12 protein-coding genes and 1 pseudogene are annotated in these 13,436 nt (G+C 65.1%); 9 read left to right on the plus strand and 4 right to left on the minus strand.

The annotated features are described in order from the left end of the window. The first annotated feature begins 126 nt into the window (after positions 1-126). From QRM60_RS17615 to QRM60_RS17625, 3 genes are read left to right on the plus strand one after another with little or no spacing between them, the layout of a single operon-like run. Positions 127-480, plus strand: coding sequence for a DUF3088 family protein (locus QRM60_RS17615; protein ID WP_115531280.1), 354 nt, complete (start codon positions 127-129; stop codon positions 478-480). Between the two features lie 46 nt (positions 481-526). Next, the gene (locus QRM60_RS17620) at positions 527-2,707 is read left to right on the plus strand and encodes a TonB-dependent receptor (RefSeq protein WP_285446730.1); all 2,181 of its coding nucleotides are present in this window, start codon (positions 527-529) and stop codon (positions 2,705-2,707) included. 43 nt (positions 2,708-2,750) lie between these two features. Next, positions 2,751-4,163 carry a PepSY domain-containing protein gene (locus tag QRM60_RS17625; RefSeq protein WP_285446731.1) on the plus strand — a complete coding sequence of 471 codons (1,413 nt, stop codon included), beginning with the start codon at positions 2,751-2,753 and terminating at the stop codon, positions 4,161-4,163. A 205-nt stretch (positions 4,164-4,368) separates the two neighbouring features. Here the strand turns inward: QRM60_RS17625 and dmeF are convergent, their stop codons facing one another. Further along, a complete protein-coding gene (gene dmeF / locus QRM60_RS17630; RefSeq protein ID WP_285446732.1) occupies positions 4,369-5,349 on the minus strand; it encodes a CDF family Co(II)/Ni(II) efflux transporter DmeF in 981 nt (326 codons plus the stop codon). 65 nt (positions 5,350-5,414) lie between these two features. Here dmeF and QRM60_RS17635 point away from each other — a divergent pair, with 65 nt between their 5' ends. Continuing rightward, the gene (locus tag QRM60_RS17635; protein ID WP_115557325.1) at positions 5,415-5,687 is read left to right on the plus strand and encodes a metal/formaldehyde-sensitive transcriptional repressor; all 273 of its coding nucleotides are present in this window, start codon (positions 5,415-5,417) and stop codon (positions 5,685-5,687) included. 404 nt (positions 5,688-6,091) lie between these two features. On the opposite strand, the gene QRM60_RS17640 is transcribed toward QRM60_RS17635, so the two are convergent. Both QRM60_RS17640 and QRM60_RS17645 read right to left on the minus strand, forming a co-directional pair. Then, the gene (locus tag QRM60_RS17640; RefSeq protein ID WP_115531276.1) at positions 6,092-7,657 is read right to left on the minus strand and encodes a beta-xylosidase; all 1,566 of its coding nucleotides are present in this window, start codon (positions 7,655-7,657) and stop codon (positions 6,092-6,094) included. A gap of 154 nt (positions 7,658-7,811) precedes the next feature. Continuing rightward, positions 7,812-7,918: pseudogene (locus QRM60_RS17645) on the minus strand (cation transporter); the annotation flags it as partial. 350 nt (positions 7,919-8,268) lie between these two features. Between QRM60_RS17645 and QRM60_RS17650 the strand changes: the two are divergent. The 5 genes from QRM60_RS17650 (at position 8,269) to QRM60_RS17670 (ending at position 12,638) form a co-directional block, all read left to right on the plus strand. Continuing rightward, the gene (locus QRM60_RS17650) at positions 8,269-8,856 is read left to right on the plus strand and encodes a hypothetical protein (RefSeq protein WP_115577854.1); all 588 of its coding nucleotides are present in this window, start codon (positions 8,269-8,271) and stop codon (positions 8,854-8,856) included. Continuing rightward, positions 8,853-9,053: a helix-turn-helix transcriptional regulator gene (locus tag QRM60_RS17655; protein ID WP_006449488.1), complete on the plus strand. Its 201-nt coding sequence runs from the start codon at positions 8,853-8,855 to the stop codon at positions 9,051-9,053. Before QRM60_RS17650 ends, QRM60_RS17655 begins: the two co-directional genes overlap by 4 nt. Positions 9,054-9,119: 66 nt before the next feature. Next, positions 9,120-10,670 (plus strand): alpha/beta hydrolase, encoded by a 1,551-nt coding sequence (locus QRM60_RS17660; RefSeq protein ID WP_285446733.1) that lies wholly within the window; start codon positions 9,120-9,122, stop codon positions 10,668-10,670. A gap of 31 nt (positions 10,671-10,701) precedes the next feature. Further along, positions 10,702-11,448, plus strand: a complete 747-nt coding sequence (locus QRM60_RS17665; RefSeq protein ID WP_042597979.1) for an ATP-binding cassette domain-containing protein — start codon at positions 10,702-10,704, stop codon at positions 11,446-11,448. A 5-nt stretch (positions 11,449-11,453) separates the two neighbouring features. After that, positions 11,454-12,638: an ABC transporter permease gene (locus QRM60_RS17670; protein ID WP_285446745.1), complete on the plus strand. Its 1,185-nt coding sequence runs from the start codon at positions 11,454-11,456 to the stop codon at positions 12,636-12,638. Between the two features lie 418 nt (positions 12,639-13,056). Here QRM60_RS17670 and QRM60_RS17675 read toward each other — a convergent pair. Then, positions 13,057-13,436 (minus strand): energy transducer TonB (locus QRM60_RS17675; RefSeq protein ID WP_285446734.1); only part of this gene is annotated, 380 nt, incomplete at its 5' end.

Here is a 13,436-nt window from a genome sequence, read left to right on the forward strand (position 1 = left end):
AAATGGACGATAGATGGCGTTTACGCCACTGTCACCCATGGCCTGCTGCTGCGCAACATGGCACCTGGTCCTGTGATGCGAGCTCAGCCATTTCCAGGCTCGCACGTCCCCCCTGGAGAGTGATCGGTGAGCAATTCCCCCGTGCGCGACACCCTGTTCCTGGCCGAGACGGCGTTCGCCGTCGATGGCGATGGCCCTTTCTACTGTGGCGACTGCATCGCCATCGAAGGGCTGCTCAGTCTGCATCCGTCCATTGCCGAGGGGCTGGACATCCAGCGCCTGGCGTTCCCGCGGCCCAGGCAGGTGCTGGTCGCGCTGCTTGGCGAGCAGCACCAATCGCTTCCGGTGCTGGTCCTAGCCGCCACTGCTGGCGACGCAGTGGCTGGCAGCAAACAGGCCGGGCAACACCGCGTGATCGATGACGAGGCCGCGATTCGCGCCTACCTGTCGCAGCGCTTCGCCGTCGCGCGGCAGCGGTGAGACGCGCAGCGGCCTGGCCTTTCACCTGTCTTTCTGGAGAACGCGCATGACGTGCACGCAAGCCACGCTGCTGTCCTTGTCGATCACCGCAGCGCTTGGCTGCATGGGAACCGCACGCGCGCAGCAAGCCGGGACGGCGCAAGCCACCGAGGCCACCACGCTGGACAAGGTGGTGGTGAGTGGGCGCCTGCGCTCGCTGGAACAATTCACTCCCACCGGCAGCCGACTCAACCTGTCCGCCCGCGACACGCCGGGCACGCTGGATGCGATCAATGCCGCCGCGATCGACGCGCGCGGGTTACGCAGCGTGGAAAAGGCGGCCGAGAGCCTACCGGGCGTCAGTACCGGCGGTTCGCCGGGCAATCCGGCGACCTTCTCGATGCGCGGCTTCACCGACGGCCAGATCACCATCCTGCACAACGGCTTGTATCTGGGGCCGTCGAACATGACCAACCGGCCGCAGAACACGTTCAACCTGCAATCTGTTGAAGTGCTGAAAGGGCCGGCATCGGTGATTTACGGCCAGGGCGCGGTGGGAGGCGCGGTGAACGTGACCAACAAGGCGCCCACCTTCGGTGCCGGCACGTACGAACTGCTGGCCGGGGCATCGAGCTATGGCGGCCAGGTCTGGGGTCTTGGCGCAGGAGGAGGCCTCAACGACGACTGGGCCTATCGCGCCGATATCAGCCGGGTGTCGTCCGATGGCTATGTGCATGGCGCCGACTCCAGCGCGCTCAATGCCACCGTGTCGCTGCTGTGGCACCCGCGCGAAGACATCAGTGCGCAGTTCTCGCTGGATTATGCAAAGGACCAGCCTTCGACATACTTCGGCACACCGCTGGTGCCGGCGGCTGTTGCGCGCGATCCCCTCAACGGTATCCTGCGCGCGCCCAACGGCGATGTGGTCGATGGTGCCACCCGCCGCAATAACTACAACGTGGCCGATGCAAGCATCGATTCACGACAGATCTGGCCACAGGCCTATGTGAAGTGGAAGCTCTCCGATGCCGTCACCCTGCAGAACATGGCCTATTACTTTCATGCCGATCGCCGCTGGCTGAACTCGGAGAGTTACACCTACAACGCGCAGACGGGCGCGATCGATCGTGACCGGTTCTTCGTGTATCACGATCAAACGCTGTGGGGAAATCAGACCAGCGCCACCATCGATCACAGCATCGCAGGCTTGAAAAATCGCCTTGTCGTCGGCGTCGATTACAGTCGCCTGGATTTCGTCAGAAATCGCGGTTTCCCCGATGGCGATAGCGTCGCGCTGGCGACGCGAGACCCACGCGGCACGTTCGGTGAGCGCGTGCGTCGGCGCAGCCCGACCACGTGGACAAATGCGGCGCTGTTTTTCGAAGACGCATTGGATGTCACCGACAAGGCCAAGCTGGTGCTCGGTGGGCGCTACGAATACCTTGATCTGGATCGCAAGAACTTCGGCCCGGATGGTGAATTCCAGGCGGCGTCGAGTTTCTCCAAGACGTATCGCCCCGCCAATGGACGCGTCGGTCTGGTCTACGCGCTCACTCCGAGCATTACGCCGTACGCGTCCTATACCACTGCCACCGACCCAGCCGGCTCCAATATCTTCATCGTTAATGCGGGGCAGGACTTTGCGCTGAGCAAATCCCGGCAAGTGGAAGTGGGCCTGAAGGCCGCCACGCTGGACCAACGGTTGAGCGGCACGCTGGCGGTCTATGACATCAAGCGCAACAACATCCTGGCGCTGACGGCGCAAGATGCGCTCAGCAATATCGGGCAGCAAACCTCGCGCGGGTTCGAACTCAGCGTCGACGCACAGCTGGCATCGCAATGGAGCGCGAGTGCCAATGTCGCCTACGTCGATGCCGAGTACGCGCAGTTCATCGACAGCAACACCGGTCTGGACGCCTCCGGTAATCGTCCGACGAATGTGCCCAAGTCGGTGTTCAATGCCTGGACCAGTGTGCGAAACGTGGCCGGATTGCCGTTGGAGTTGGGCGTCTCGGTGCGACATGTGGGAACGCGCTACGGAAACCTGGCCAATACGCTGCGCCTGGAGTCGTACACCCTGACCAATGTGCACGCGACTTACGATCTGAGTTCTGATGTCTCGTTGTCGCTGCACGCCGATAATCTGTTCAACACCAACTACGTGCAATGGGCCGATGTGTTTTACCCGGGGCAGGTCATCTTGGGATTGCCCAGGACGGTGGAGCTGAGCCTGCATGCACGCTTCTGATCGGCCAGCGCGGCGCAGGCCGAAGCTATTCTGGCTCGTCTGGTTGCATCGCTGGACCGGTGTGGCGTTCTGCCTGATGTTTGCGGTGTGGTTCGCCAGCGGTCTGGTGCTCGCATTCGTGCCGTTTCCCTCCTTGAGTCCGCAACAACGCTGGAGCGCTGCCGAGCGCATCGATCTATCCAGGCTGACGGTTGCGCCAGCGCAGGCCTTGCGCAGCGTGCGCGATGCGACCGCATTGCGGCTGGTGTCCATTGGCGGGCGGCCCAGTTATGTCGTCGGCAGCACGACTGCGACGGTTGCCGTCGATGGCATCGATGGACAGGTGCGTGGGGTACTGTCTCCAGAGGTTGCCGGCGCGATTGCCGCTGCCTTCGGCCATGCCGCGGTGCGGCGACTGGATGGCCCGCTGGACTACGATCAATGGAGCGTGCATCAAAAATTCGATCCGTGGCGGCCCCTCTATCGCGCGGCGCTGCAGGACGACTTGGGCACGGTGCTGTACGTGTCTGCGCGGACCGGCGAAGTGGTGCAGCGCACCCGGGCCAGCGAACGTGCGTGGAACTGGGTCGGGTCGGTTCCGCATTGGCTGTATTTCACCCAGCTGCGGCGCAGTTTCACTGCCTGGGATCGAACCGTCTGGTGGCTGGCATTGGCGGCGCTCTGCAGCGCGAGTTCAGGCACGGTGCTGGGCGTGTATCGCACCTGGCAACGCGCACACAGCCCCAAGCCTGCGTGGTCGGGCTTCCGCGGGTGGCTCCGCTGGCATCACGGATTGGGCCTGATCGCCGCGGTGTTCGTGCTGGGCTGGATCTTCAGCGGTTGGCTGTCGATGGATCACGGCAGGCTGTTTTCCAAAGGCATCCCGGATCCGGCCCAGGTTGCGCGCTATGCCGGTGCGCCCTTGCCGACGGTGCTGGCAGGCGTCGATGCGGGTGCAGTGCGCTGCCTGTCCGGCGCTACTTTGATCGAGTTCACTGCGGTCGGCGGCCGCCCTGTTGCGGTGGGACGCGGCTCGGCCGGTCCATCGGTGAGTGACGGCATGCCCGGGCACATCACCGGCACCCGGCTGTCGCCCGACGCCATCCGGCGTGCGGCAGCGCGTGCATGGATGCTGGATCACGACCCAATGCCGCCAGACAGTGCTGAAGCGCTCTACCGCCAGGCCGACGGAATTGCCACCGATGCGCTGCGGCTGACGGTGGCATCGCCCGGGCGCACCGCGCTGTATTTCGACCCCGCCAGCGGGACGCCGCTGTTGGCGCTGGACGCCAGTCGCCGCACCTATGCCTGGGTGTATCTGGCCATCCATACGACCAACTTCCCGTTGCTGCAGTCGCATCCGGTCATTCGGCGCATTGCACAACTCGGGCCGCTGCTGCTCGGGCTGGCGTTCTCGCTGACCGGCGTGGTGCTTGGCGCAAGACGATTGATGCGCAGCCTGGCCGGCAAGACGTAGCGATGCGCTTGCGGGCGGCGCAGGAACCGGGCGAGACCTGCCGTTTCCGCGCACGGGCTGCGCGAGCCTGGCGGTGCGCGCAGCCGTGCGGGTCGCCGCACTTGGCCCCGCGCACGAGCAAGCAACGGTAATGCCCTGAAATCCGTGTTGCCGGCATGCGCAGTGAAAACCTGCCGGCCACGAAGTGCCGTGCGCTGTTGGGTGCCTATGCCGCAGCAGGCGCCGCTGACGGACGCTGCAACTCGACGGTGATGTGCACCAGTTCCTCGTGGATCTGCAGGGCATCGCGGACCAGGTCCGCATCGATGTCGGCCGCAGTGATCAGACTGACGACGCAGGCATAACGATCGTTGGCCACGCGCCAGACATGCAGGTCGCGGATGTCGATGGCGTAGGGCAGTTCGGCGATGACCTGCTTCACCTCCGCCACGACCGGTGCATCCATCTCTGCATCCAGCAGAACGCGGCCAGTACTGCGCAGTAGTCCCCACGCCCACACGGTGACCAGCACCGCGCCGACAATACCCATGATCGGATCCAGCCAGGTCACGCCCCAGTACATGCCAGCCAGCAACGCGATGATCGCCAGGACCGAAGTCGCGGCATCGGCCACAACGTGCAGATACGCGGCCCGCAGATTGAGATCGGCATGCCCATCATGGTGATGACCATGACCATGACCATGACCGTCATGCGCGTGGTCGTGACCGTGACCGTGATGATGATCATGCGAGTCGCGCAGCCACCAGGCGCAGATCAGGTTGACCAGCAGGCCGATGACCGCAATGACCGTGGCTTCCTGATACTGGATGGGCTTGGGTGAAAACAGCCGCTCCACCGATTGGAAGGCCATCAGGCCTGCAACGCCCAACAGCAGAATTGCGCTGGTGTAGCCGCCGAGCACTTCCACCTTCCAGGTGCCGAAGGTGAAACGCACATCGTGGGCATTGCGCCGCGCGAAGCGGTAAGCGAACAACGCCAAGCCCAACGCAAGCGCGTGCGAGCTCATATGCCACCCGTCGGCGAGCAAGGCCATGGAGTTGAGCGTCCAGCCGCCGACGATCTCCACCACCATCATGACCACGGTCAGGATGACGGCCTTGCGGGTGCTGGTTTCGGCTAGCGGGTTGGCGCTGGCAAAGGTGTGCGATTGCGGGCAGTGCGGCGCGGCATGCGTGATCGACATCGGAAAAGGCTCTGGCTAAGATACCCCCCTATGGTATCTCGGGTACCCCCGGGGGGTATATAGCAATGGCGCATCTGAATCAGGACAAATCCAAACTGCTTGCCCGCGTGCGCAGGATCCGTGGACAAGTGGAGGGGCTGGAGAAGGCCTTGACGCAGGACGTGGACTGCACTGCGTTGTTGACGCAGGTAGCGGCGTTTCGCGGCGCTGCGCAGGGCTTGATGGTCGAGTTGCTCAGTGAGCATTTGAAGCATCACGTCGCAGCACCGGCTGCGCTGGGCGACCGCGAGCTGGCGGTCGAGGACATCACCGCCATTCTCAAGACGTATCTCAAGTAAGCGCGGCCATCGAGGCAATTGCGCGCACCGCCAGGCGGGCGCGGCAGGTGTTGGGAATCGGCATGTGCCCCTTCCCACGCCGGGGTTTCTCCGCGCCGTCCGCATGCACCAGGCCAACGCGCGCCAGGTTCTGTCAGCCACTCCACGTCCTGCACAGCGGCTCCATGCGGTCAAGGCGATTGGCTTTCAGTCGCGCGCGCTGAGCGGGTTGACCGATGGCCCGGCATGCGCGGGCCGCCGCTGGCATCATGCGTGCGGCATGACGCATCGCACGCGCCATAGCCGAGATAGTGCGAGCGATGCAGTCGGGAACATCGCGCACTGGAACTGCGCGCATGTCTGCACGCACGCAGTTTACATACAGCCCTCTCGCCTGATTGCAGGCGTTAAGGCTTACCGGGCGCTCAGCGCGTTGCCGGTTCCAGCGTCAGCAGCACCACATCATTGCTGCGCATCGGCACCGTGACCGCAACTGCACCGTCGGCGCCCACGCGCACGCGGCGGTCCTGCTCGGGCGCATCGCGCGTGGCCTGCTGCAGTTGGGTCAGCTGGTCTGCAGCAAGTTGCTTGGGCATGCCCATGTCGATATAGAGCGACAGCGGGTCATTGCGGCGGTAGCCGGTCTTGCGCACCTGCAGCCGATAGGTACCCGCCGGCACATGCGCCAGCCGGAACACGATTGCCTTGCTGTCGCTCGCCGGCACCTGGCGGGTATAAAACGGCGTATTGCTCACCGCCTGCACCGGCTGCTGCCAATCCCAGGCCACGGCGGCAATGCGCTTGCCGTCCACCGCGGCAAGCGTGTGCGCATCGTCCACCGCAAGGCTGCGCCCCTGCAGGGCATTCAAATACTTGTAGGCGAACCAGGCAGGCTTGCGGATGCCTTCGCGGTTCATCAGCCCGAAGCCGCCGTGGAAGGGCGTCGGCGGCGGGCCGGGCTCTTCGAACAGATCGGTATAGGTCCAGTAGCTCATGCCCTGCACCAGGCCCTGCACCTGCTTGAGCTTGGTCAGGATGTACGGCGCGCTGATGTAGCTGTCGTGCACGAAATCGCGCGGCGTGTAGCTGCTGCTCCACTCGGTGAAAAACAGCGGCAGATCCGGATAGGGCGAGGCCTGGATCTGCGCACGCACGCGTCGCACATCGCCCACGATGGCCTCGGGCGAGGCGGAGAGCTTGGTGTCCTGCTTGCCGTCTTCATCGAGAAACCCGCCATCCACGCCATAGGTGTGGGTGGTAACGAAGTCGATGGGCAGCTTGTTTTTCTCCACGAAGGCCAGCAGCTCCGGCACCCACGCCGCGCCGGCGGTGGAAGGGCCGCCCACGCGCAGCTGCGGGTCGATGGCCTTGATGGTGCGCGCGGTGTTGGCGTACAGATCGAAGTAGGCCTGCTGGTCGGCGTTCTCCCAGAAGTCCTTGAGATTGGGCTCGTTCCATACTTCGAAATACCACTGGCGTACTTCATCCGCGCCGTAACGTGCGCGAATGTGGCGCACGTACGCATCGATCAGCCGCGTCCACTTGGCCGGGTCCGGATGCGAGGTGTTGCCCTTCCAGTAGAACAGGGTCTGCTCGGAGGTTTTCATTGCGGTCGGGGTGAAGCCCAGTTCGACGAATGGGCGGATCTTCTTGGCCAGCAGTGCGTCGTAGAGTTTGTCCAGCTGCGTCCAGTCGTACACGAGCGTGCCGTCGACCTCCTTGACCGTGCCGAGCACGTCATGGAACACGTCGTGGAAGCGGATGTAGCGAAAGCCCAGTTCCTGCACGGCGGGCACCAGATGCGCCTGGGTGTCGTCGCGGATCAAGGTGCCGGGAAAATCCGAGCCGACCGACAGCGCATAGAACCGATCCACCGGTGCGCCGGCGCTGGCGATGTCCAACTGGATCTCACGTTGCGCGGCAGGTTGCGCCGAGGCAGCGGTTGCCAGGCAACATGCCAGTGTCGTGGCCAGTAACAGGGTCAAGCGCATCGCGGCTCCCGAGCATGAGTGATGCGCAAGCGTAGCGCACTCGTGCCCGTGTGACCGATGCGCGCACACTGCTGCGCCCGCTGAAAAGCGCGCTCAAGCGCACGTTGCGTGCGGCATGCGATGCACGATTACCCTGCGCGATTACATCGCGTCCATGCGGATGCCCATGCCCACGTGCGTGACCATAGTGATGGGCATGGTCGTGCAAACCGCGCAGCCACCACGCACAGGCAGAGTGATCCGCAGGCCGACGACAGTGATCGTGTGGCGTCCGGCGATTGCATAGTCGAATGGTTGCTGGCTCCCGTTTCGCATTCGTGCGTGCCGGGCCCTCAGAAAACCCAGCGTCCGCACGCGAACCGCTAACTATCATGTGCAACAGCCAGGACGCCCATGCGGCGCCTGCCGAGCCGCGCAACATGTAAAGGACGCTTGACAGCGCGGCCGGTGCCGCGCATTGTGCCTGTCAAGTGAACTTGACAGGCATGTCGCATGCATCAGCAGCTCCCACCGCATTGGGCGTCAGCGCCTCCGGCAGCACGGCATCGTCGCAACCACGCGCAGGCTGATGCACTGCAATTGCATGCAACATCCGGAAAGGCGCAACGCGCATGAGCGGCTGCAAACGCAGTGCACTGGTGGCGTTGGGCATCAGCCTGAGCTTGCTGGGCAGCGGTGCACTTGGGTATTGGCGGGTGCTGCCGCTGGGCCAGTATCTGATTGGCCTGTGCGTCGGTATGGGAGCGGCGGGCCTGTTGATGGCGCTGATGCTGTGGCTGTCACCCGGCGGCATGCGCGACAGTGCACTGCCGGCGCTGGCGCGGCGTTACTACCGTGAATTCGGCATCCCCATGCTGTTCTATGTAGCGGTGATGCTGTGCTGGCCAACGCTGCTGGCGCGCGTGGGGCCGCAGTGGGCGCGCACGCTGATCGCGTTGTTGCCTGCGCTGTTGTTGATGCTGGTGATCCGTGCGGTGGCGCGTTTCGTGCGTGATTCGGACGAGATGCAGCGGCGGATCGAACTGGAATCGATCGCCATCGCTGCCGGGCTGGTGAGTGCTGCATACATGACCGGCGGGTTCCTGCAGGCGGCGCAGTTGATCGACATCCCGGCCACAGTCGCGATGTTGTGGGTGTTCCCGGTCCTGTGCGCCACCTACGGCATCACCAAGGGCGTCAACGCGCGCCGCTATCAATGAACAGCCGCGTGCGGGAACTGCGCGAGGCCAGTGGCTGGTCGCAAGGGGAGTTGGGCGAACGGCTGGGCGTGTCGCGGCAAACGATCAACGCGCTGGAGACCGGCAAGTACGATCCCAGCCTGCCGTTGGCGTTTCGCATCGCGCGTCTGTTTGGGGAATCGATCGAGCACGTTTTTCTGTTTGAAGACGGGCAGTAGCCGCAGCGGTCACGTCTGGCCGGATGCAACGTCACAGGACCATGGATCACACGGAGAGCAGCGGGAATGGCAAAGCACGTTAGGACAATAACGCTGGTGCTTGCGCTGGCAGTGGCGCTGGGCGGCTGCCAGCGCGCGGGCGAGGGCGCCGTGGCGGCCACTAGCAAGGCGCAGGCCGCGTCCACCACGGTGGCGGGTAATGCCTACGGCCGCCTGCAGTTTTCGCCATGCACGCTCAGCTCCGGCAGCGCCGCCGGTAACATCGAGGCGCAGTGCGCACAGTTGCAGGTACCTGAAAATCCGGCCGCGCCGAACGGGCGCAAGCTCGCGCTCAAGATCGCCTGGTTGGAGAGTGAAGCAGGCGCCAGCCACGCGCCGGACCCGGTGTTCTTCATCGCCGGCGGGCCCGGGCAATCGGCTACGCAGGTGGCGGCGATCGTCGACATGGGCCTGCGCGAAGTGCGCAAGCAACGCGACATCTTTCTGGTTGATCAGCGCGGCACCGGCGGCTCGCATCCGCTGGAATGCCGCGATGCGGACGGCACGGCGCTGGCGCTGGAAAACGACAGTGCCGCCACCGCCGAGCAGCTGAGTGCCTATGCGGCGCGTTGTGCTGCAGGGCTGCGCAACGATGCCGACCCGCGCTATTTCACCACCAGCGAAGCCATCGGCGATCTGGATGCGGTGCGTGAGGCGCTGGGCGCGCAACAGATCAACCTGATCGGCGGCTCCTACGGCACGCGGGTTGCGCAGCAGTACGCGGCGCGCTACCCGCAGCACACGCGCACCGTGGTGCTCGACGGCGTGGCCCCCAACGACCTGGTGATCGGCGGCGAATTCGCGCGCACCTTTGAAGACGCGATTGCGTTGCAGACCACCCAATGCAAGGCGCAGCCAGCCTGCGCCAAGCGCTTCCCGGTGGACACGCGCACCCAGCTGCGCCAGGTGGTGGAGCGCCTGCGCCACGCGCCGGTCGCGGTGGATTACCGCGACCCACGCACCGGTGAACTGCATCACCAGGAGGTCAACGCCGATACCGTGGCTGGCCTGGCGTTCGGGTTTTCGTATGCGCCGGAAACCGCCTCGCTGCTGCCGCTGGTGCTGGACGAAGCCGCCGCGGGGCGCTACGCGTCGTTGATGGCGCTGGCGCAGATGAGCGGCTCGGACATGGCCGACCAGATGAATCGCCCGATGCAGTGGTCGGTGCTGTGCAGCGAAGATGCGGGGCGCTATCGCGCGCCGGCTGCGCAGGACGACACCTTGCTGGGCGCGCAGGTGGCGGAGATGTTCTTCGCAGCGTGCAAGACATGGCCGTCCAAGCCCACTCCGGCGGCGGCATTTGCGCCGTTCCGCTCCACGCTGCCGGTGCTGTTGTTGTCCGGCCAGCTCGATCCGGTGACCCCGCCGCGCTACGCCGCACGTGTGCTGCAAGGTCTGCCCAACGGCCGGCATCTGATCGCGCCCGGGCAGAGCCACGGTGTGTTCCGGCTGGGCTGCATGCCCAAGGTGCTGGGGCAATTCCTGCAGACCGCCGATGCCAAGGGCCTGGACGCGCGCTGCGTGGACAGCCTGACCGATGTGCCCGCGTTTACCTCGTTCAACGGATGGGAACCATGAGCCGCACCGACCACGCCACGGAGGCGCACGCATGATCGTCGTCGACAGCTTGCACAAATCCTTCAAGACCAAGACCGGCCTGGTGAAGGCGGTCAACGGAGTCAGCTTCAACGCTGCCGATGGCCAGATCACCGGCTTGCTCGGCCCCAATGGCGCCGGCAAGACCACCACCTTGCGCATGCTCTACACCTTGATGACGCCCGACCAGGGCAGCGTCCGCGTGGATGGCGTCGATGCCGCGCACGACCCGGTCGCGGTGCGCCGCGCGCTGGGCGTGTTGCCGGATGCGCGCGGCGTGTACAAGCGCTTGAGCGCACGCGAGAACATCGCCTACTTCGGCGAGCTGCACGGGATGTCGCGCACGCAGATCGCCGAGCGCACGCGCCTGCTGTCGCATGCACTGGACATGGACGACATCCTGGACCGGCAGACCGAAGGTTTCAGCCAGGGCCAGCGCACCAAGACCGCCATTGCACGCGCGCTGGTGCACGACCCGCGCAACGTCATCCTGGACGAACCCACCAACGGGCTGGACGTGATGACCACGCGCGCGATGCGCGGCTTCCTGCAGCAGCTGCGCGCCGAAGGGCGCTGCGTGATCTTCTCCAGTCACATCATGCAAGAGGTGGCGGCGCTGTGCGATCGCATCGTCATCATTGCCAAGGGCACCGTGGTGGCTGCCGGCACCGCCGATGAACTGCGCGCGGCCACCGGCGAAGACAACCTGGAAGACGCCTTCGTCAAGGCGATCGGTTCGGACGAGGGACTGCACGCATGAGCAAGATGTCATTTTTCGCCACGTTGGGCACCGTGCTGCGCAAGGAACTGCGCGATATCGGCCGCGACCGCCGCACCCTGGCACTGGCCTTGTTGTTGTCGCCCTTGTTGTATCCGATCCTGATCCTGGGCATGGGCGCGCTCAGCGAAAGCCGCGTGCGCACGCAGATCGACAAGCCGCTGGAGATCCCCACGCTCGGTCGCGAGAACGCGCCCAATCTGGTGCGTTTTCTGGCCGCGCAAGGGCTCAATGCAGTGGACGCGCCGGCCGATCTGACCACCGCCATCCGCGACCAGGACGTGGACGTGGCGCTGCGCATCAGCGCGCACTACGCCGACGACTGGCGTGCCGGGCGGCCGGCGCTGGTGGAGATCATCAAGGACAGCACGCGCCGCGAAGCCGATGTGCCGGCGATGCGCCTGCAGGCCGCACTCAGCGGCTACAGCCAGCAGGTGGGTGCGTTGCGTCTGCTCGCACGCGGGATCGATGCGCAGGTGGCGCGGCCGCTGGAGATCGCCGCGCAGGATCTGGCCACCGCCGAGGCCAAGCGCGGGCAGATGATGGCGATGCTGTTGCCGGTGCTGCTGGTGATCACCTCGTTCTTGGGTGGTGCGTCGTTGATCCTGGACGCCACCGCCGGCGAACGCGAACGGCAGTCGTTGGAACCGCTGCTGGCCACGCCCGCGCCCCGCAGTGCGATCGTCAGCGGCAAGATCGCCGCAGCCTGCGTGATCGGTATGGTGTCGCTGTTGCTGACGTTGCTGGCCTTCAAGCTCAGCGCGCAGTTGTCCAGCTCCAACCTGGGGCGCCAGCTCAACGTGGGCTTCGTGCCGATCCTGCAGATGCTCTTCATCCTGGTGCCGATGCTGTTCATCGGGACCTCGCTGCTGACCTACCTGGCGGCGGCTGCGAAAAGCATGAAAGAGGCGCAGGCGCACATGACCTGGCTGCTGCTGCTGCCAATGCTGCCGGGCTATGCGCTGATGGCGTATCCGCTGAAGACGCAGTTGTGGCATTTCGCCGTGCCGTTCCTGGCGCAGAACCAGATGTTGCTCAAGGTGATCCGCCACGAGCAGATCAACGCGCAGACCTGGGCGGTGTACCTGCTGGCCGGGTTCGGTCTGGCGGGGGTGCTGTGGTACGCCGCCGTGCGCCGATATCACCAGGAGCGGCTGGCGATATCGGGCTGATGTTCGTTCTCCCGTGGGGAGAAGGTGGCGCGCAGCGCCGGATGGGGGTATGGGTTGTTGGTGCGAATGCCTGTTACAGCTGTTGATGTTGAATGATTGAACGTGGCTGTCGCCGATGCAGTTCGTGATGTCCAATCTGCCGCCGTACCCTCACCCCAACCCCTCTCCCGCAGGAGAGGGGCTTTAATCCTTCTCCCCTCGGGAGAAGGTGCCCGAAGGGCGGATGAGGGTACGGATGGCCAGCCAACAAAAAGCCCGCATCGCTGCGGGCTTTTTGTTGGGCGCCTGGTATTTGCCAGAAGTGCAGTGCATCAATCGTCAGCAACCATCAACCATCAACCATCAGCCATTGGCCATCAACAACGACCAACGTACCAACTCAGCCGCGCGTAGCCCCTGCGAGCACCCAACCACTCACTCAGCCGCCCGGGTTGAACGATAGCGTGCGGCGGGTGGTCACCGGTGCGGCTACCGGCTCGAAGCGCCAGCGCTTCACGGCGTTGAGGGCTTCACGGTCGAACACGCGCGGCGGGTTGGCACGCAGCACGCGCGAGGCGGTGATCGAGCCATCGGTGCCCACGGTGATCTCCACCAGCACTTCGCCGGAGGTACCGGCGCGCAGGGCTTCCGGGGGATAACGCGGTGCCGGGGTGCTGATCGGGCGCAGCGACGCGGCCGCCGGGGCGGCGGCTGCGGCGGCCGGCGCCGGGCGCGGCGCGGCGGGCGTCGGTGCCGGCTCGGCCGGGCGCTTGGCGGCGGCCTGGCGTTCGGCTTCGGCCGCCTGCTGGCGCGCTGTTT

It is taken from the genome of Xanthomonas sp. fls2-241-TYG-148, assembly GCF_030208815.1.
In the GTDB taxonomy this organism is placed as follows: Bacteria; Pseudomonadota; Gammaproteobacteria; order Xanthomonadales; family Xanthomonadaceae; genus Xanthomonas; species Xanthomonas campestris.